Source organism: Laceyella tengchongensis, from assembly GCF_900182735.1.
Lineage (GTDB): Bacteria > Bacillota > Bacilli > Thermoactinomycetales > Thermoactinomycetaceae > Laceyella > Laceyella tengchongensis.
The window spans coordinates 340,174-357,998 of sequence record NZ_FXTU01000001.1; the positions used below are offsets into that span (position 1 = coordinate 340,174).

General features: G+C 47.3%; 16 protein-coding genes, 1 pseudogene and 2 other annotated features. Of the genes and pseudogenes, 12 read left to right on the forward strand and 5 right to left on the reverse strand.

The features are described 5' to 3' along the window. The first annotated feature begins 33 nt into the window (after window positions 1–33). Window positions 34–3,129 (forward strand): MMPL family transporter, encoded by a 3,096-nt coding sequence (locus tag QQZ12_RS01635; protein WP_284723864.1) that lies wholly within the window; start codon window positions 34–36, stop codon window positions 3,127–3,129. Window positions 3,130–3,244: 115 nt separating this feature from the next. On the opposite strand, the gene QQZ12_RS01640 is transcribed toward QQZ12_RS01635, so the two are convergent. Both QQZ12_RS01640 and QQZ12_RS01645 read right to left on the reverse strand, forming a co-directional pair. Then, a complete protein-coding gene (locus tag QQZ12_RS01640) occupies window positions 3,245–4,552 on the reverse strand; it encodes an amidohydrolase (protein WP_154986296.1) in 1,308 nt (435 codons plus the stop codon). A 286-nt stretch (window positions 4,553–4,838) separates the two neighbouring features. Further along, window positions 4,839–5,228, reverse strand: coding sequence for an HNH endonuclease (locus QQZ12_RS01645; RefSeq protein ID WP_102991719.1), 390 nt, complete (start codon window positions 5,226–5,228; stop codon window positions 4,839–4,841). 177 nt (window positions 5,229–5,405) lie between these two features. On the opposite strand from QQZ12_RS01645, the gene QQZ12_RS01650 reads away from it, so the two are divergent. From QQZ12_RS01650 to QQZ12_RS01675, 7 genes are all read left to right on the forward strand, one after another. Further along, window positions 5,406–5,738, forward strand: coding sequence for a hypothetical protein (locus tag QQZ12_RS01650; protein ID WP_102991720.1), 333 nt, complete (start codon window positions 5,406–5,408; stop codon window positions 5,736–5,738). Continuing rightward, a complete protein-coding gene (locus tag QQZ12_RS17040; protein ID WP_416332402.1) occupies window positions 5,644–5,967 on the forward strand; it encodes an SPASM domain-containing protein in 324 nt (107 codons plus the stop codon). Before QQZ12_RS01650 ends, QQZ12_RS17040 begins: the two co-directional genes overlap by 95 nt. Next, window positions 5,952–6,725, forward strand: coding sequence for an AAA family ATPase (locus QQZ12_RS01655; RefSeq protein WP_223248039.1), 774 nt, complete (start codon window positions 5,952–5,954; stop codon window positions 6,723–6,725). Before QQZ12_RS17040 ends, QQZ12_RS01655 begins: the two co-directional genes overlap by 16 nt. Window positions 6,726–6,727: 2 nt before the next feature. After that, entirely contained in the window at window positions 6,728–7,012 is a 285-nt protein-coding gene (locus QQZ12_RS01660) for a hypothetical protein (RefSeq protein ID WP_102991721.1), read from the forward strand. Window positions 7,013–7,154: 142 nt separating this feature from the next. Continuing rightward, entirely contained in the window at window positions 7,155–10,340 is a 3,186-nt protein-coding gene (locus tag QQZ12_RS01665) for a DEAD/DEAH box helicase (protein WP_102991722.1), read from the forward strand. A gap of 2 nt (window positions 10,341–10,342) precedes the next feature. Next, window positions 10,343–10,714 carry a hypothetical protein gene (locus QQZ12_RS01670; protein WP_102991723.1) on the forward strand — a complete coding sequence of 124 codons (372 nt, stop codon included), beginning with the start codon at window positions 10,343–10,345 and terminating at the stop codon, window positions 10,712–10,714. 265 nt (window positions 10,715–10,979) lie between these two features. After that, window positions 10,980–11,165 carry a hypothetical protein gene (locus QQZ12_RS01675; protein ID WP_102991724.1) on the forward strand — a complete coding sequence of 62 codons (186 nt, stop codon included), beginning with the start codon at window positions 10,980–10,982 and terminating at the stop codon, window positions 11,163–11,165. A gap of 180 nt (window positions 11,166–11,345) precedes the next feature. On the opposite strand, the gene QQZ12_RS01680 is transcribed toward QQZ12_RS01675, so the two are convergent. Both QQZ12_RS01680 and QQZ12_RS01685 read right to left on the reverse strand, forming a co-directional pair. Further along, complete coding sequence (locus tag QQZ12_RS01680) at window positions 11,346–12,578, reverse strand: threonine synthase (RefSeq protein ID WP_223248040.1); 1,233 nt, start codon at window positions 12,576–12,578, stop codon at window positions 11,346–11,348. Between the two features lie 238 nt (window positions 12,579–12,816). Next, window positions 12,817–13,623, reverse strand: a complete 807-nt coding sequence (locus QQZ12_RS01685) for a Cof-type HAD-IIB family hydrolase (protein ID WP_102991725.1) — start codon at window positions 13,621–13,623, stop codon at window positions 12,817–12,819. A 223-nt stretch (window positions 13,624–13,846) separates the two neighbouring features. On the opposite strand from QQZ12_RS01685, the gene QQZ12_RS01690 reads away from it, so the two are divergent. Both QQZ12_RS01690 and brnQ read left to right on the forward strand, forming a co-directional pair. Next, entirely contained in the window at window positions 13,847–14,002 is a 156-nt protein-coding gene (locus tag QQZ12_RS01690; protein WP_181353076.1) for a hypothetical protein, read from the forward strand. A 345-nt stretch (window positions 14,003–14,347) separates the two neighbouring features. Continuing rightward, window positions 14,348–14,596, forward strand: a binding site (T-box leader). A gap of 63 nt (window positions 14,597–14,659) precedes the next feature. After that, window positions 14,660–14,908, forward strand: a binding site (T-box leader). A gap of 156 nt (window positions 14,909–15,064) precedes the next feature. Beyond that, complete coding sequence (gene brnQ, locus QQZ12_RS01695; RefSeq protein WP_102991728.1) at window positions 15,065–16,411, forward strand: branched-chain amino acid transport system II carrier protein; 1,347 nt, start codon at window positions 15,065–15,067, stop codon at window positions 16,409–16,411. Window positions 16,412–16,493: 82 nt separating this feature from the next. Here brnQ and QQZ12_RS01700 read toward each other — a convergent pair whose 3' ends face one another. Beyond that, window positions 16,494–16,814: a hypothetical protein gene (locus QQZ12_RS01700; RefSeq protein ID WP_102991729.1), complete on the reverse strand. Its 321-nt coding sequence runs from the start codon at window positions 16,812–16,814 to the stop codon at window positions 16,494–16,496. 69 nt (window positions 16,815–16,883) lie between these two features. On the opposite strand from QQZ12_RS01700, the gene QQZ12_RS01705 reads away from it, so the two are divergent. Continuing rightward, on the forward strand, window positions 16,884–17,204 hold the full coding sequence (locus QQZ12_RS01705) for a hypothetical protein (RefSeq protein WP_102991730.1): 321 nt from the start codon (window positions 16,884–16,886) through the stop codon (window positions 17,202–17,204). 94 nt (window positions 17,205–17,298) lie between these two features. After that, window positions 17,299–17,669: pseudogene (locus tag QQZ12_RS01710) on the forward strand (SulP family inorganic anion transporter); the annotation flags it as partial. Window positions 17,670–17,825 lie beyond the last annotated feature (156 nt).

Below are 17,825 nucleotides of genomic sequence, written 5' to 3' on the forward strand. Positions count from 1 at the left end.
AGTGAGTCAATTCAGGAAGGAGAGAGGAAAGGATTGAAGTGGGTTCTCAAACGCAAGTGGCTGTTCTTTGCGTTATGGGTGGTGGCCGCCGCCGTTCTGTTTGTGACGATGCCCTCCACTGAAAAATTGGTTCGCGAAAAAGGGCAACCGCAAATTGCGGATGAATTCATGTCAAGCAAGGCCGCCAAATTGCTCGCAGAGATGGATGGCGAGGACAATGACGCTCAAAACGTGCAAGCGTTGATTGTATTCCATGCGGACAAAAAACTGGCTTCGCCGCAAATGAAGGAGATTGAGCGGAAGCTCGTTGCGCTGGAAAAGAGCAAACAACTGCGGGTCACTTCCATGTTGCAGCCCTTTGGTAACAAAGAGTCGGAGGAGCAGTTGATTTCCAAAGACAAGACGACGGTAATGGCCATCGCGGAGATTGAACAGGGCGGGCGCACAGTGGCCGAATTGCGGGAGCAACTCGCCAAGGCGGTGCAAGTCGAAGGCGTTCGCACCTATTTGACGGGCAATGAGTTTATTAACGAGGATTTTGCCCAAACGTCTTTGGACGGAGTGAAGAAAACGGAATTGTTGACCGTGCTGTTCATCATCACAGTATTGGTCATCATTTTCCGCTCTCCGGTGACGCCCCTCATTTCACTGCTTACCGTGGGGTTGACGTACCTCGTGTCGATGGCAACGGTTTCCCACTTGGTGGAGGCAGTCGACTTCCCGTTTGCCAATACGACGCAAACCTTTTTGATCTTGGTGCTGTTCGGCATCGGCACGGATTATAACATTTTGTTGTTTATGCGGTTCAAGGAAGAACTAGCCAAGCGGAACGATGTGGCGGAAGCGATCATCGCCACTTATCAAACCGCGGGCAAAACGGTGTTTTTCAGCGGGCTGGCTGTGCTGATCGGGTTTAGCATGCTCGGTTTTTCCCAGTTTAGCGTTTACCAGTCAGGGGTGGCGGTGGCCATCGGAATCGCCTTCCTGTTGCTGGCTCTATACACGGTGGTTCCTTTCTTCATGGCTGTCATGGGCCGCGCCATTTTTTGGCCCTCACGGAAGCTGGACAGTCACGGGGAGAATGGGCTGTGGCGCAAGCTGGGCCATTTCTCTGTCAAACGCCCCGTCATTTCCATTGTGTTGGTCGGGATCTTGGCCGGCTCATGGTTTTTCCATGAAGGGCGCCTGTCATTTGACAGCCTGCAGGAAGTAAACCCGAATTATGATTCGGTGCGCGGCTTCCGCATCGTGGCCGATCAGTTTGGCCCGGGTCAGACCTTGCCGACAACGGTGGTTATAAAGAACGATGAACGGCTGGACTCGCCGGAAGCACTCGCTTTTCTTGACCAGCTCCATCAGAAGCTGAGCCGCCTGCCCGGAGTGAAGACGGTGTATGGCCCGACGCAGCCTGGTGGGGAGCCGATCGACCAGTTCTACCTCAACGATCAAGCCAAAGGGGTGGAAAACGGGATTGGCAAATCGACCGATGGGCTGGATGCCATTTCGGCCGGTCTGTCCCAAGCTTCAGAAAAAATGGGTGCTGCCACCACAGGTGACTTGAATCAAGTTGGCAAATTGGTGGACGGCACAAAAGCGGCGCGGGATGGGCTTAATCAAGTGCAACAAGCGATGAAGCAGATTCAATCCGGATTGGGCCAAGGGAGCGCTAAGCAACCAGGATTGGCTAAAGGATTGGCGCAACTGGAGAGTGGACTGAAGCAAATCTCATCCAGCAATGAAAAGTTGGTGGGTGAATACATGAAAATCTCCGGCGGGTTGGATCAGTTGGCCGCTGGGGCGGACGGGTTGCGGCAGCAGGTGGCCGGGATCAAAGCATTGGCCGCCCAGATCAACCAAGCCGCGGATAAATTGGATTCCAATGATCCCAATGTGCAAGAGATCAAAGAGAAAGCCAATCTCTTGTTAGCGCAGGCGGGCGGCGTAGAAGCCGGTATGAACCAATTGCAAGGTTCCCTGTCCCGCGCAGCGCAAGGCTTGAAAGCGGCCAATGGCGGTTTGGCAGAGATTGCCGTCGCCCAAAAACAGATGAGTTATGCGGCAAACCAAATGACGCAAGGGGCGAAACGATTGGCCAGCGGGCAGGCTCAAGCCGTTGACGCAGTGGATCAAATCGAAGATGGCCTCAACGCAATCAATCAAGGCCAGAAACGCTTGGATCAAGGGTTGGGGCAATTTGCCGCCAGCATCAAGCAATTGCAGTCGGGCTTGTCTTCCAGCGCCAAAGGGGTAGAAAAAATCTCTGCTGGGCTGTCTGAAGCAAACAAATATCTGGGCCAAGTGACCGGTTCCGGCGCGACGCGTACCTTCTTTGTGCCAGAAGAGGCCCGCAAAAACAAAGACTTCCAGAAAGCGCTCGATATGTACATGTCCAAAGATCGCCAATCGGCCAAATGGACGGTGGCGCTGGCCGAGGACCCTTATGGCGAAGAGGCGATGCAAGTGGCGAAATCAATTGAAGAGACCGTACGCGCGACATTGAAACATTCGCCATATGAACAAGCGGAATTTGGTGTCGGCGGGGTTTCCTCCATCAACCGCGACTTGCAAGGGATGTCCGCCGAGGATTTCAGCCGCACCGTGATCTTGATGTTGGTCGGAATCGGCCTGATGCTGATCGTGCTGTTCCGCTCCTTCTGGTTGTCCCTTAGCGTGATCGCGGCCTTGGTCTTGGCTTACTTTAGTTCGCTGGCAGTGACCGAATTCGGGTTTAGTCACTTGTTCCAATACCCGGGCCTGTCGTGGACGGTGCCGTTTTTCTCTTTCATCATGATCATCGCTTTGGGTGTTGATTATAGCATCTTTGTATTGATGCGGTATAAGGAGTATGGGCTGCATCGACCCACTATCGCGATCAAGGAAGCGATGAAACACACCGGCAGTGTGGTCATCTCCGCCGCCGTTATCCTGTGTGGCACCTTTGCGGCCATGCTTCCGTCTGGGGTGGTCACTCTGTTGCAAATCGCTACCGTGGTCATCCTGGCGCTGATTTTGTTATCCGCATGGATTTTGCCACTCTTCATTCCGGCGGTTATTGCGCTCGCCGAGCGGCTGGCTCAGCCCAAGGTGAAAAAGAGCACCGTTTCGGAACCTGCCGGAATCGAACTGTAGATGTCGGAAGCGGGGTTACACCTTGATTTGATATGATGGTCGCCCCTGCACCTAGGCATTGCTCTCTCTATGCGTGAAAGGCCACCCCTACCAAAAGGCGGGGGTGGCCTTGTTTTTATTGCAGATGCTCCGCATAGAGTCGGTTGAGTGTCTGGCTGACGCGTTCTTCATCCAATGTTAGCAATTGCTTGTCTTTCATGAGAAACTGCCCATTTACCACATTGTCTTCCACATCTCTGCCGTTGGTGGCGTATACCAGATGCGACAACGCGTGGTTGGAGGGGGTGAGGTGGATTTTGCCGGCGGGATGGATGGTGATGAAATCGGCAGCAAATCCTGGTTTGAGCATGCCTGTTTTCGCTAGGCCCAACCCTTTGGCCCCCTGGTGCGTAGCCATACGCAAAATGGTGTCAACTGGGATCAATTCTGGATTGCGATGCGTTCCTTTCTGTAATAAGGCCGCAATCCGTAGCTCTTCAAACATGTCCAGATTGTTGTTGGATGCGACGCTATCCGTGGCGATGCCAACATGGATTCCCTCCTCGAGCAATGCGGCAACATCGGCGATTCCTGATCCCAACTTCAAGTTGGAGACGGGATTGTGGGCGATGGTGGTGTTTGTCTCGCGCAGGATTTCTTTATCCTGCTCATCTAGCACCACACCGTGCGCGAAGACGGCCGGGGCTTGGAAGAAACCGATTTCCCGCAGATATTGCACCGGGGTTAGTCCATGTTGTGAACGGATGAGATCCACTTCATGTTCCGTTTCCGATACGTGAATATGCAGGCGCAAACCCAACTCCGCCGCCAGCTCGGCCGATTTTTGTAAGAGCCCGGTCGAACAAGCGTAAGGACTATGTGGTGCGATCATTGTGGAGACCAGCGAGTTGTCCCGCCGAATGTAGTTGGCGACGTCTCTGGCTCTGGCCAAGGTGTCGGCTTCACTGCTCCCGTCGGGGGGCGTGAACAGTGTGTAAGAAAAATATCCTCGCAATCCCGCTTGTTTGACGGTTTCATACAGGCGCGTGCAATCCAGGCCGATCGGATTGTACATATCATTAAAGGTGGTGGTGCCGGACTTGATCATTTCAATCAGGGCCGCTTGGGCACTCACTTCAGCGATCTCGTCGGTGAATTTGGATTCCAGCGGCCAGATCTTTTCGTTGAGCCAACGATGCAAGCTCAAATCCTCCGCCGCGCCGCGGAGAACGTTCATGACGATGTGCACGTGGCTGTTCACCAAGCCGGGCATCACCCACTTGCCTGTCCAATCGATTTGTTCATCGCATGCTTGAACGAAGGCATCGTGGTATTCACCGACATATTCGATAGTGCCGTCGTTGACGATGATGCAGCCGTTTTCATATTGGGTGCCTTGTTCATCCAGTGTGAAGATATTGCAATGAGTAAATGCCTTCTTCATCATGCGTGCTCCTTTGTCTTAAAATGACTTGGTAACAATGGTATGGTTTTAATTTGATATAATATATTATTTTTCTTCTGAATGAAAGAGTAATGTTTGGAAGAAAGCTTCTCTACTTTTATTGAACAACTAACGGCTTTGTCGCAGGGGGACAACTCGGTGAGGGTAGAGGACTACCAGCTTAAGTACGACTGGCACAACAAGTTGGTGAGTGGAAGCGGCGGAAAAACCTTTTCCGATGAGCGCCTCGTCATGCGTTTCTTTTAACCTTTCGTTGATATGTTGATCAATTGCCAATAAGGGCCATCTCCTTCGCAAAAGCCGCTTCTTTCATGGACTCCTCCTGTAGACAGAGTGATTCGTATGCTTTGCATGCAAGATGACAGCGTTCGATTACTGTAATTAGTTGAGTCTCATTGATCACCTTATCAGCAAGCAATTGATCAACATACCAATTCATAAATTGCACAGGTGTATTGATTGAACCATATTCATCATGAAATTGCTGGTGACAACCGAAGCGACATAGCGTGATTCCATTGTCCTTGTGGTTCTTCAAAGCTGGATAAGCGCTTTTAGAAAACAAATGATGAGCGGACGGATGTTGTTTACTACCGCAAACGACGCATCGATAACCATCTCTTTTCTTTATTCTCTTAGACCATTTCGTGTTCATTATACTCACCTCCTTTTAACCCTTATCATCGACAGGTTATCGAATTGATATACTTGTCTGATAATATTTTGGTTATTGATTAGGTTGAAAGGTTTTGTAGGTTTAGTTGAGACCATAGTGTTATAGAAAACGGGTAAGAGGAGTCACAGAAAAAGAAAAGAGAGTGGAAGAAAATGTTTGTTTTATTCTGATAATGAAAGTAAACATGCGGCTGTTACAAATCGGCAGAGTTTCCAATTAACGAAGGATGGGATTACAGAAGCCGTGCGGCGGCGAATTCCAATTCGAGTTGGAATTATCAGTATGGTAGAGGATCAACGGGTTGAGCAAGCGAAACAGATGTTTATTGACTTGGATGTGAACGAAAATAAAATAGGATATGATAACCTACGGCAGGTTGGTAGAGGTGTCCGAGATGCTCAACCGGTTTGTGGGCGATGGGGGGTTGGCGGTGTCACCGTCAGGCGAAGTTTGGCCTTGTGTTTTTTCCAGATGGAAGCCGTTGGGTAATCTATTGGATCGATCGTTCCCCGAGTTGATAGAAATGCAAGTGCTTGCAAGTGCGCGCAAACAACTTAAAGAATATTTCATCAGTATGGGTTCTGATGAAGATGATAAAGATGATGATAAAGAGTCATGCGGTCCAACTTATGGGAGATGTGAGCCGCAGTGCCCACCGCGATGCTCACCTGCTTGTAATCCTTGCGCTCCGAGCAGACGTTGTTGGCCAAGCTATTAACACTTAAGAAACAGGTGAAGAAATTGATTATTGAAAGGGCTGTATGTCAAGTCGCTTCAACAAATCCAAACCAATGGCCGTTTAATGTACCAGCTGTTGCCCAATTATTAGAAGAGGGGCTTACGTTCACTGTACCAATTACTTTCCTAGTGGGTGAGAATGGATCAGGAAAGTCAACTGTTATTGAAGCGTTGGCTGAGGCATACGGATTAGATGCAAGAGGAGGTCGAGCGGGACGCAAATACGTGAATGATCGACCGAAAACGCCGCTTGGAGAAGTGATGCAGCTAGACTATACACCGAAGTGTTCTAAATATTCCGCCTCATTCCGGCGCAGAAAAGGGTATTTTTTGCGGGCTGAGACTGCTTTTGGGTTTATGTCGTTTGTCTCAGGGATGTATAGGTATTGGGAGGAAAACATAACGGAAATGAGTCATGGTGAGGGCTTCTTAACCGTCCTTAATACCATGTTTGATGATCCTGGTTTATATTTCATGGATGAACCTGAGGCACCCTTGTCCTTTTCATCATGCTTGCGTTTGGTAGCTCTCATGAATCGGATAGCTACCACAGGTGGCCAAGTGATTTGCGCCACACACTCTCCTTTGTTGACAGCACTTCCTGGTGCGGAGATCTTTGAATTTGGGTCTCATGGCATTCGCATGGTATCATGGAAGGAACTTGATTTAGTTGATCATTGGCGGCGTTATCTAAATGATCCATCCTTTTATTTGCGTCACATTTTGGAGGAGGACTAACTATGGATGAGTGGGAAGACCATCAAGCGTTCATGGTTAAATCATTAAGGAAAGCAGCTTCATATTTCCATGTTACCTTACAGGGAGATCCCGTGTTTGGCTGGCGTGACCGCTCCATTGGTTCCCTTGTCATTTCTGAACAAGGAAAAAACTGGCTTCGAGTTGTTTCAGAGATGAAACAATGGGTGCATGAAGACTGGTGGGAAGGCTATGTTGCCGCAGATGCGCTCAGGGGTATAGAGAAATTTCTTCAGCTTATCGCCATTTTAAAATTTCTTTACTTTTAATACGAGTTGTAATAATCTCTTAATTATGAAGCATCTGTATATTTTTTGGGTGTGCTTTATTGTTTTTATTCGTTGAATTTAAACATGTCAATTTATTTTGTGGGGTGCTTTCTTTAACAACATTTTAATAGTGAGGTAGGATATGTTGAAAAAAGCAAATTTATTGCGGTATTATTGGCGAAGTTTTCGTGATGAAAACTTACAGAGTTTTAAATTGGGTGAAGGTGTTGGTGTGGGATTTGAGGAGCTGAAAAAGGGTCAGCTTTCTATTAAAGCAATGGAAAAGGTAAATCAGCTAGCCCAATTATTAGAAGGTGAAAAGGAATATCATGTTTGCCCTATTGTGTTGCAACACGAACAAGATTCCTATAATCGTATACTTCCTCTGTTTATCCCCGCAAAAATAAACGATGGAAAATTAATGCCAATCCCACATCGCCCTCCATACATTGCACGTGATCATTTGGAGCCAAACTCAAAAAATAAACCAACTATCGGGACAGTGGATCAAGTCGATAAATATACGCAGATGCATCCATATTCTGGGGAGTGTGACTGGAATACAACTTGGAATTATGCAGAATCATTGTTTAAAGAGATAACAGGAAAAACAATAGGTACATTTCAAGAGAAGCATTACAAGCGTAATGAGCGTTCTTGGATATTTCCGATTAAAGAAAAAAATATCAGTAAGTCTATGTTGGCTCTGTATCAAGATTTATTATCGAAAAAACGTTTTCCTCTTTTATTACAGAATTATTTATCTTTAGATGAACAAGTTAAAGTTCCACTATTGTCAAGAGCTATGTACATGGACAGGCACTTGGGACAAATGAATGGTAGTTTTCCTCTCTCGGAAGGACAACGAGAGTCGTTGCAACATTTACTATCCATTGAACATGGAGAGATACTTGCTGTAAATGGTCCGCCAGGAACTGGAAAGACAACATTGATACAAAACATCGTTGCTTCCTTGTGGGTGGAGGCTGCAGTCCAACAACAAGAACCTCCCATTATCGTTACGGCTTCAACTAATAACCAAGCTGTGAAAAATGTTCTGGATTCTTTTGAGAAGGAAGTTTGGGAAAATAAAACGAAGGAAACGAATTGGACAAAGAAGATTAAAAAGCTACAAGGAAGATGGATAGAAGGTCTAAAAAGTTATGGGCTATTTTTCCCTTCAAGTGAGGAAATGAATAAGTTATCGCAGAATGGTCATAACTACCAAGTCGTACGTTGGAATGCTGAGCATTTCATGGATGATCTTGAAAACATATGTCAATCAAATAAGTTCACTACTCTGAAAAAGAAGTTTGTAGAACATTATAATCGGTATGCGGGCGAGTCGGTCAATTCTGTTTGGGAAGTCAAGGAACGTATTTATGGGGAGCTATGTTCTACATATCAAGACATACTGGATGCATTATCCTTGGCGAAAAAGCTGGAGCGCTCTGCTGATTTGTTGAGAAAACGATTTGCCGGCTCCGATGAGGTGTTGAGTAGTAGTCGAAGAGAATGGGAAGAAGAGTTGGAAATTAGACGTGACTCAGTGGAAGAAGCGGAGAAATTGATGCAAATCTGTAAGAACCATAGGGTCAATGAACCACGGATTTGGAAGCTGTATGGCTTATTTTCAACGTCTTATGTAGAACGGAAAAGAGAAGAAAGGAATCAAACGTTTCTTCGAGTAATTAAAAAACAATTGCCATTTAGGATCACTTCTCTAAGTATGGCAGAGATCATGAATAAAATTGAATCTCACTATGGGCAATTGACAGATGAATATAAGCGCATCAATGATCAATTAGTTCAGGCAGAAGCTTTGATCCAAGATTTGTATGAGGGAAAGAAAGAATATAAAAGGTGGTGTGAGCGATTTGGAATCGAATACAATGATGATCAGCCGGATTTTCGTAGAGTACTTCAAGACTTAGATACCACTTTGCGTTATCAGGCGTTTCTATTGGCAACTCACTATTGGGAAGCTAAATGGCTAGAAGAAATGGAAGATAAAAGGAAATACAAAGTAAGAACGGAAAAGCCCTTATCTGCAGTGGAACAGAAAATGGTAAGCTATCGGCGTTATGCGAAACTAACTCCGTGCTTTGTGTTTACGTTGCATATGTTGCCCCAGATCTTGCAGGTAAATCAAGGGTATTTACAGTCAAATCAAAGAAAACAAGAAAATGAAACAGCTTGGTTATATGAATGTATTGACCTTTTGATTTTAGATGAAGCCGGACAGATTGCTCCCCACATAGCTGCCCCCGCATTTGCTTTTGCAAAAAAAGCTTTGGTGATTGGCGATACATTGCAATTAGAGCCCATCACGAATTTGACACCTTCGGTTGATTTGGGGAATCTTAAGGCATTCAAAGTAATCCAACGGTTTGATCAACAAAAGGATATAGAAGAAACAGGAGCGACAGTTGCAAAAGGAAATGTAATGAAAATTGCTCAAAGGAGATGCAAATATCAAAAAAATGAATTGGCGGGTGGTCTATTCCTAGCTGAGCATCGGCGATGTGTTGATGAGATTATTGAGTATTGCAATTTACTGGCGTATAACGGAAAACTTATTCCTTCACGACGTCCATATGAGAAGAATTATGAGATGTTGCCACATATGGGATATGCAAATATTGAAGGTGAATTAGAAAAAAAAGGGAAAAGTAAATTTAATGTCATTGAAGCAGAAGCCATAGTGGTCTGGTTAGATAAGAATAAGAAAATAATCTTGGACAGGGCAAATCGAGGAAAAAAACATAAGAGAGAACTTAAGGATGTCATAGGGATTGTGACTCCATTTAAATTTCAGGAGACACTGATTCGAGCGTATTTAAAAGAATTTGATATGGATGATATTACAGTGGGCACGCTTCATGCCTTGCAAGGAGCAGAACGTGATATTATTCTGTTTTCCGCCACCGATACTCCGACTAGAAGCGAAGCCTTCTATGACAAGGGTGTTAATATGCTGAATGTGGCGGTATCCAGAGCAAAAGATAGTTTTATTATCTTTGCGAATTGGAATCAGTTTGGAAAAGTAAAGGGAACGCCTTCTCACTTTTTGAGGAAGTATATTGAAGAAAGCAATGAAAATGATACGAAAGTGTGGGAACAGAAGAAGGAGGAATGGACAGGGGAGCTTTTTGGTAAGATGGCGATAAAGAGAACGATGAAGTCCGAAGATTGGGATAAAGGGGAGCATCAAATTATACAACAAATAGTTCATGTATACGAAAATAAAGGACAGATCATTTTGAACAGAGATTCAGGTAATCTAACAGTGACTCAAAATGTAACTAATATTAGTAGGGAGGGTTAGGAATGGCAAACGATGGGATTTACATTAACAACAACCCAGGTCAGGTAATTATGAACCAAGGTAGAAACAATTCCGTTGTGCAAAATGTTAATTACATCGGAAAGCATGATGAATATGGTGAATTGAAGCAAAAGTTGGCTGAGTTGATACAGGCTTTGGAGACAACAACTGAGATTGATCAAGATACAAAACAGGAGTTCTTGTCCATTTTATATGGGCCAAAGTCTTTAGTGGAAAAGGGTAATTGCACTCCTAGGGTGTTGAATCGGTTAAACAATACACTTGTTGAATTAGGTGGAATTGTCGCCGGAAGCGCTGCGTTAGGTCAGGTTGTAAGCGCAACGATGGACGTAGTTGGAGGTTTCCTTAAATAGATTGGACTATCTAATTTCTATAATAGTAAAAAAGTCTGTGACCCCTTCTGTATACTGGGCGCCACAGACTTTTTTTGAAACCAAACTGCAAACATCATTGTAAACAGATGGTGTTTATTTCTTGAAAGGGTTGCTTGGTGCAAAACTTTAGGCAGGTTAAAAAATGATTCGCTGTGTGTTGTTTTTAGTTGCTATTTACCTAAGTCTGTTACTAATTTGCAACAAAAGACCATTAACATTATTTTAAGGATGGTATAAAAAGTCAATGGAAAAAGTTTTACACAAGTGGAATAAGGTCATGACAGAATGTGGTTTTTCAGTTGGACCATCAGTTGAACATGTCATTAATGAGATTCAAATGTTATTGCATCCAGGTGATAAGCTGCTTAAGTGGTATAAAGATTATTTGCCTAGAATGGGTGAGTTGGGGAAATCCAATTCAATTGTATGAACCAGAAGAGTTTATTCATATTACTGATGATCAGAACGCATTCGAGAGGTTATTCTTGAGCTTCCTGTATAAACACAAAATGACTTGAGTTCCCATACGGTTCTCAAGTCATTTTTCTAATGCTAGGCCATGGCAGTAAAAGAGTCGTTGTTTCTTCCGCCCCTGTATTCGATGGTTCAGTTAATCCTTATGGTCGGTGAGGTGCGAGGAAGGGAGGGGTTGGCCGGGTTGCAATATTGGCACGTTGAGTTGGACGCTGTCTGGATATTTGATGCCAGCTCCTGTGTTGAGCACAACGACTGTCTCATCGACGCTAATCCATCCGCTGTCCCGCAATCGTCGCGCTGCCGCAAATGCGGCCGCTCCTTCAGGGCACACATAGGCACCTTCTAGTCGGGCTATCCGCTTTTGTTCTTGCAGGATGGTATCATCTTCCACAGCCAATGCGCATCCCGCTGTTTGGTGAATCGCTTCCAGCACCAAGAAATCGCCGAGCGCTTTGGGGACGTTGATCCCAAACGCGACAGTGGATGCACCGCTCCAAAAAGTGGAGGTCTGCTTCTGTTCAGACCATGCTTTGACAATGGGTGCACATCCTTCTGCTTGCACCGCGACCAAGCGCGGGAGCCGATCTCCTATCCATCCCAGTTCACGCAATTCCTGCAAGGCTTTGTAGATGCCGATCAATCCCACGCCGCCACCGGTCGGATACAAGATCACGTCCGGAAGTTGCCATTCCAGTTGTTCCACGATTTCGAAGCCCATCGTTTTTTTGCCTTCGATACGATAAGGTTCTTTGAGAGTGGACGCGTCATACCACCCATGTTCCTTAATGCTTTGGGCGATCGTGTTGCCCGCATCGCTGATGAGTCCGTTGACCAAGGCCAGATGGGCACCGGCGATCACACACTCGACCTTTGCCGTCAGGGGCGCGTCCAGCGGCATTACGATATGGCACTGAATGCCGGCTTTGGCCGCATAAAGTGCCCAAGCCGCTCCAGCATTGCCGTTTGTCGGCATGGACAGCTCTTTGACACCCAGTTCTTTGGCTCGGGACACGCCGACCGTTGCGCCCCGAACTTTAAAGGTGCCGCCAGGGCTTATGCCTTCATCTTTCATAAGCAAACGGAAGATGCCCATGTCATCGGCGAGTCGGGGCAAGGGGAGCAAAGGTGTCATCCCTTCGCCGGCCGAAACGATGTGCGCGTGATCCTGTACAGGCAACAATTCATGGTATCTCCACATACTGTTAACCCGATTGCGCAAGTCTTCCGGCTTCAATCTGTTGCGCAATTTCGCCAAATCATATTGGACGAGCAGCGGAGCTCCACAACTACATTGTTGCATGATCCGGTTAATTTCGCTTGTGCCTCCGCACTTGGAGCATGACAAGTGGGTGGCGTAACTGAACACTAGATCACCTCCGTTTTTGATGAGCAAACTGTCATTGCATGAGAATGTTGTTTACATTCACACTCTATGTCACAAGTTGGCAGAGGGATTCGTGCTTTGGGTGGTTTCTGGCGCAAGCAATAAAAAGCCAGTCTGAAGAGCCGAGCTTTTAATCTGTAAAGCGAGGTGTTTCTTGGTATCGATCTCATACCGATGGATTGGTCAGCCATCGATCATTTTCTACAAAAGGGAAGCGCCACTACCACAACACTTTTTCTAAATACTGGGCGATCCCGTCTTCTTCGTTACTCGATGTGACGGCGTAGGCCACTTCTTTCAAAGCGTCAATGGCATTTCCCATGGCGACGCCTTGGCCTGCATGCTGAATCATTTCCAGATCATTGTCCTCGTCGCCGAATGCAATGATGCGGTCGCGAGGAATGCCGTAATAGGCGGCGATCCGTTCCACGCCAACCCATTTGTTGACGCCGTGCCGGATGATTTCGATCATATGCCACGGCGCCCCCCAACTGCGCTGTTCAATCACTTCGGCGTGTGCGTTTTGCAATTGGCGGAACAAGTCGTTCATGTTGGATTCTTGCGGTTGAATTAGGATGGAAGTGCAATCTTCCGTCAACAATTGACTTAAATCGCCTTGATGGAAGGGACGATCCGCAATGAAAAACGAGTGGTCCATGATGATGTCTTTCTCGCGGATGTACACGTTGTCTAACAATTCAACCATGATATGGCGTACGTTGAAACGTTCACAGATGGCAATCACTTCTTTGACAGTGGTCAAAGGCAACGTTGTATGATAAGGGCCGAAGTTGGGATCGTGCGGATGGTGCACATATGCCCCGTTGAAATTGACCAAGGGAGTGTCGAGCTCCAACTCTTCATAATACGCTTTGCTAAGATGATGCGGCCGGCCGGTAGCGATGCAAACTTTGTGTCCCTCTTTGGCGGCGCGGCGCAGTGTTTGTTTCGTTCTGGCGGAAACGGTTTTGTCATTTTTCAATGTGGTTCCATCTAAGTCGATCGCAATTAAGTATGGTTGCTTCAATGGTTTTTCTCCCTCCTGCTATCGGCGGTAGATCTGCCTGCCTCTCTCTATCATCTCACGAAAGATGGCTGTGTTCCACACCTGATCAGGCTAAATGGGGACGATGAGATCGGGCTTTCACCGCCTATCTCGAAGGCCTTGCATATTTTGTTCGCTGGATCAAAAGCTAAGAATGGGTTTGAAAGCGATGGTCAACATCATTCCAGCGGAAAAGAGGGATTGGATGGATAAGGAAAAAGACTTGCAGGCTCAAGCGGAATGGACGGATGGGGAATTGGCCGATTATCCCGCCGATCATGATCCTGACACGCATATCACGGCCGGTATTCAGGAAGCGTACAATCTTCATCCCGTTGACGATGAGGAAAGCCAACCATGACTAAGGCATGTCTGATGAATAGGCCAGCGGCCCAAAACCATTTTCTCATTCGCTTTACTTGTGCATCGGCGCTCCTCGCGAAAAGGTTTTTCCGCCGCTTCTTCCCCACCAACTTGATTTGCCAGACACACCCTAGGAGACCAATGAGGGATAACGGTATGGAGTGCGGCCGTTTGGAAGTGGGCTTATCTCCCGACAACAATGGTTTTTCGGTCACTGGATCAACAAAGGGACCATCTCTCCGGAGATGGTTTTTCTTGTCACATTTTTATTTTGAAAAATATATTGACGATAAAAAAGAATGGGATTATAATTCGTATAACAAATTCCCGGATGATTCATCTAATGCTGGCGATGACAAGGAGAGTAGGCGATCAAGGGAGTCGACAGAGAGCTGCCCCAAGGCTGGAAGGGCGGTGATGACCGATCGTTGAAGATCACCTTGGAGCTTCACCCGTGAACAGGCTGATGTGCAGTAGCGGGTGACGGAGGGTCCCGTTATCAGACCGGAGTCCGACCATGGACTCACAAAGCCCGCTTTCCGTGAGGAAGACGGGGAAACTGGGTGGTACCGCGCGTTCTCACGCCCCAGCGATTGACAAGAGTTCGATCGTTGGGGCGTGAGAATTTTTTATGATGGTAAAAAGTTCATTTGATAGGTTAGCGATGACAAGGAGAGTAGGCGATCAAGGGAGTCGACAGAGAGCCGCCCCAAGGCTGGAAGGGCGGTGGCGACCGATCGTTGAAGATCACCTTGGAGCTTCACCCGCGAACAGGCTGAATATGCAGTAGCGGGTGACGGAGGGTCCCGTTATCAAACCGGAGTCCGACCATGGACTCACAGAGCCCGTTTCCCGTGAGGGGGATGGGAAAGCTGGGTGGTACCGCGATTCTCCCGCCCCAGCGATCGGCATGATCGATCGTTGGGGCGGGAGAATTTTTTATGGCCCGGTTGGTTTATGCGGTGAATGATAGCGTTGGGAGCTCTGTCTCAATGTTAAAACTGTGTAAACCAATGAGTTTAATAGGAAAAAGTACAAAATGGATTGGGGAGGTTACACGATGGAGCGATTGACGAAAAAAGAATGCTTATGGGTAAGCTTGATGGTTTTCTCTTTGTTTTTTGGAGCCGGCAATCTGATCTTTCCTCCGTTTCTGGGACAAACGGCGGGAACGCAATTATGGCCAGCTTTGGGGGGGTTCATTGTGTCGGCTGTGGGTTTGCCGATCTTGGGTGTCGTGGCAGTAGCCAAGTCGGGTGGATTGCAGTCCTTGGCCAAACGCGTTCATCCTGTCTTCGCTGTGGTCTTCACTTTGCTGGTCTATCTGTCGATCGGGCCGTTGTTGGGGATTCCGCGTAACGGAGGGTTAGCATTTGAAATGGGGATTTCTCCCTACCTGCCCTCGGCGTGGCTAGAAAGCGGGATGGCCTTGTTTATTTATTCATTGGTGTATTTTGCCGTTGCGTTTTGGCTGTGTTTATCCCCGGCCAAATTGAGCGACAGGCTTGGGAAGTTGCTCACTCCGCTCTTATTGTTGCTATTGGGTGTGATCTTCGCGTGCAGTCTGGTCAATCCACTGGGTTCGTTTGGCTCACCGGTAGGCGGATATGTAACGGGCCCGTTTTTCAAAGGGTTTTTAGAAGGGTATATGACGATGGATACGATTGCGGCCCTGAACTTTGGCATTGTCATCGTGATGGCTTTGAAGCAGAAGGGAGTTAAGGGTGAAAAAGCGCTGATCACCTATGCGATATATGCTGGAGTGTTTGCGGGAGTTTTGCTGGCGGGCATCTATGTGTTGTTGGGGTATTTGGGGGCCTCGGGTGCCAGCTTGGCAGCTGGAGCGTCCAATGGGGCTGATACGTTGACGCATGTGGTCTTGCATCTATTTGGCACTCCAGGGATTGTACTGTTGGGTCTCGTGTTTACGCTAGCTTGCTTGTCTACGTCAGTCGGCTTGATCACCTCTTGCAGTCAGTATTTTAGCTCGTTGACGCCCCACATCTCATACAAGGGATGGGTGGCGATTCTCTCCAGCGTCAGCATGCTGTTTGCCAACTTGGGCTTGGATGGGATTTTGGCGGTGTCTGTACCGATTCTGTCCGCTGTTTATCCGATGGCGATCACGCTCATCGCGCTGGCTTTAACCGACCGTTGGATTCATGGCCGGCGGATGGTGTACGTAGGAGCGATGGTATGTGCCGGAGTTGTCAGTGTTGTTGACGCTTGTGTGCAGGCGGATCTTTTCAACGGCCACCTGGTGGGATGGCTCAGCCTATTGCCTCTTTATGAGGAAGGATTGGGGTGGACAGTTCCGGCATTGGTTGGCGCCGCCATCGGGCTGGCCTTGGCAGTGATGGTGGAAAGCCGCGCAGTGAGACGAACACAAATCAACCAGCCATCTTAATATGAGGAGATAAAAAAACGGTCCTGTCTCTGTGGACAGGTGCCGTTTTTGCTTTGTGACGCACGAGAGGCCAAGCGACTCCTTACATGTCAATTGCTTTTTCTTTCACTTCGTCGGGCACTTGGATGGTTTGCGTAAACGGGCCGCTGTAGATGAACTCGTATTGGTCGTCGACCAGATGCTGATTTGTTTTGCCATTGGTGCTCAAGTCGGCGTCATATTTGATTTTCAGAGTGCTTTTGACATAATTGAAGCTTTTTTCGTCGATCCAGATTTTAAACTCAAACGATTTGGTTTTCACTTTGCTCATGTCGATGATGCCAGTGGTGGAGAAAACAGCCGCAGTGTAAAACTCTTTTTGGAACGGTTCGCCGGCTGACGATGTTTCGTCAAAACTTGTCAAAACCAGAGAAAGGAACCGACAAGCAAAAGAAAGAACTGGAACAAATGTAATAGATAGGGAGGAAAGAATATGAACGCGTTAGATTATAACCGGCGAACCACTTTTATGGATTCTTTGGTGAGAGAGATGGGTTTGCAGCAAATGTACGTGAACGAATACTTTCTCAAGCATGGGCTACAAGCGAATAAAATTTATTTTGATGAAGAGGCGATGCGTTTAGTCCATCAAGCCTTGCTGAATGAATTTTTGCGCACAAATAATACGCATTTTATCACCTTGGCTCAGTATTTAGAGCACAAAAGCAATACACGAAGCTATTTGGCGCAAATCAAACCGTGGAAACCGCACCGGGGAAACGAAGATAGCGATGTGGATCGGTATAAGGCATAGGGAAAGAACGTGAAAAAGCGGAAGTTGTCATGACCCTGACAGCTTCCCTTTTTCGTGTTCAGCTGCCAGCTTAATAGCGCTTCCAAGAGTCTGAACGACCGTAGTGCCCGCTCCGTTGGTAGCGATTATTCTGATGACTGTGATCAGCATCAGCTTGGGCTTAGATTTAAAAACGGTCGGAGATATGGGGGAGAGTAAGCGAGCGTTGCCGGAGTTCGCATGGCCGGACATTCCGTTCACTTTTGACACGTTCCGGATTATTTCCCAACCTCTTTCGCCTTGGCGTTGGTCGGCATTTTGGAATCCTTGCTCACCGCCAAATTGCTGGATGAGTTGACCGACACGGATAGTGATAAAAACAAGGAAATCCGGGGGCAGGGCCTGACCAATGTCGTCAGCGGATTCTTTGGGGGCATGGCCGGTTGCGCGATGATCGGACAATCGATGATCAATGTGAAGTCGGGCGCGGGTGAACCGCGTCGGGTTATCCGCGCCTACCGCCCATTGATGCCAGGATCACAGGCGAAGCTTAACACTGGACGGGGATCATCCCTTCTGTGCACGTAGCGCAGGGGATGATCCTTTTTTGATGGCGGGTGGATGGCGCAGGCACAATGAAAC

Excerpts from the sequence above, each read along its gene's own strand:
- QQZ12_RS01640 (WP_154986296.1), bottom strand. The coding sequence starts at position 4,552 with ATGAAGAAGGCATTTACTCATTGCAATATCTTCACACTGGATGAACAA.
- QQZ12_RS01645 (WP_102991719.1), bottom strand. The coding sequence starts at position 5,228 with ATGAACACGAAATGGTCTAAGAGAATAAAGAAAAGAGATGGTTATCGA.
- QQZ12_RS17040 (WP_416332402.1), top strand. The coding sequence starts at position 5,644 with ATGCTCAACCGGTTTGTGGGCGATGGGGGGTTGGCGGTGTCACCGTCA.
- QQZ12_RS01660 (WP_102991721.1), top strand. The coding sequence starts at position 6,728 with ATGGATGAGTGGGAAGACCATCAAGCGTTCATGGTTAAATCATTAAGG.
- QQZ12_RS01665 (WP_102991722.1), top strand. The coding sequence starts at position 7,155 with ATGTTGAAAAAAGCAAATTTATTGCGGTATTATTGGCGAAGTTTTCGT.
- QQZ12_RS01670 (WP_102991723.1), top strand. The coding sequence starts at position 10,343 with ATGGCAAACGATGGGATTTACATTAACAACAACCCAGGTCAGGTAATT.
- QQZ12_RS01675 (WP_102991724.1), top strand. The coding sequence starts at position 10,980 with ATGGAAAAAGTTTTACACAAGTGGAATAAGGTCATGACAGAATGTGGT.
- QQZ12_RS01690 (WP_181353076.1), top strand. The coding sequence starts at position 13,847 with ATGGATAAGGAAAAAGACTTGCAGGCTCAAGCGGAATGGACGGATGGG.
- brnQ (WP_102991728.1), top strand. The coding sequence starts at position 15,065 with ATGGAGCGATTGACGAAAAAAGAATGCTTATGGGTAAGCTTGATGGTT.
- QQZ12_RS01705 (WP_102991730.1), top strand. The coding sequence starts at position 16,884 with ATGAACGCGTTAGATTATAACCGGCGAACCACTTTTATGGATTCTTTG.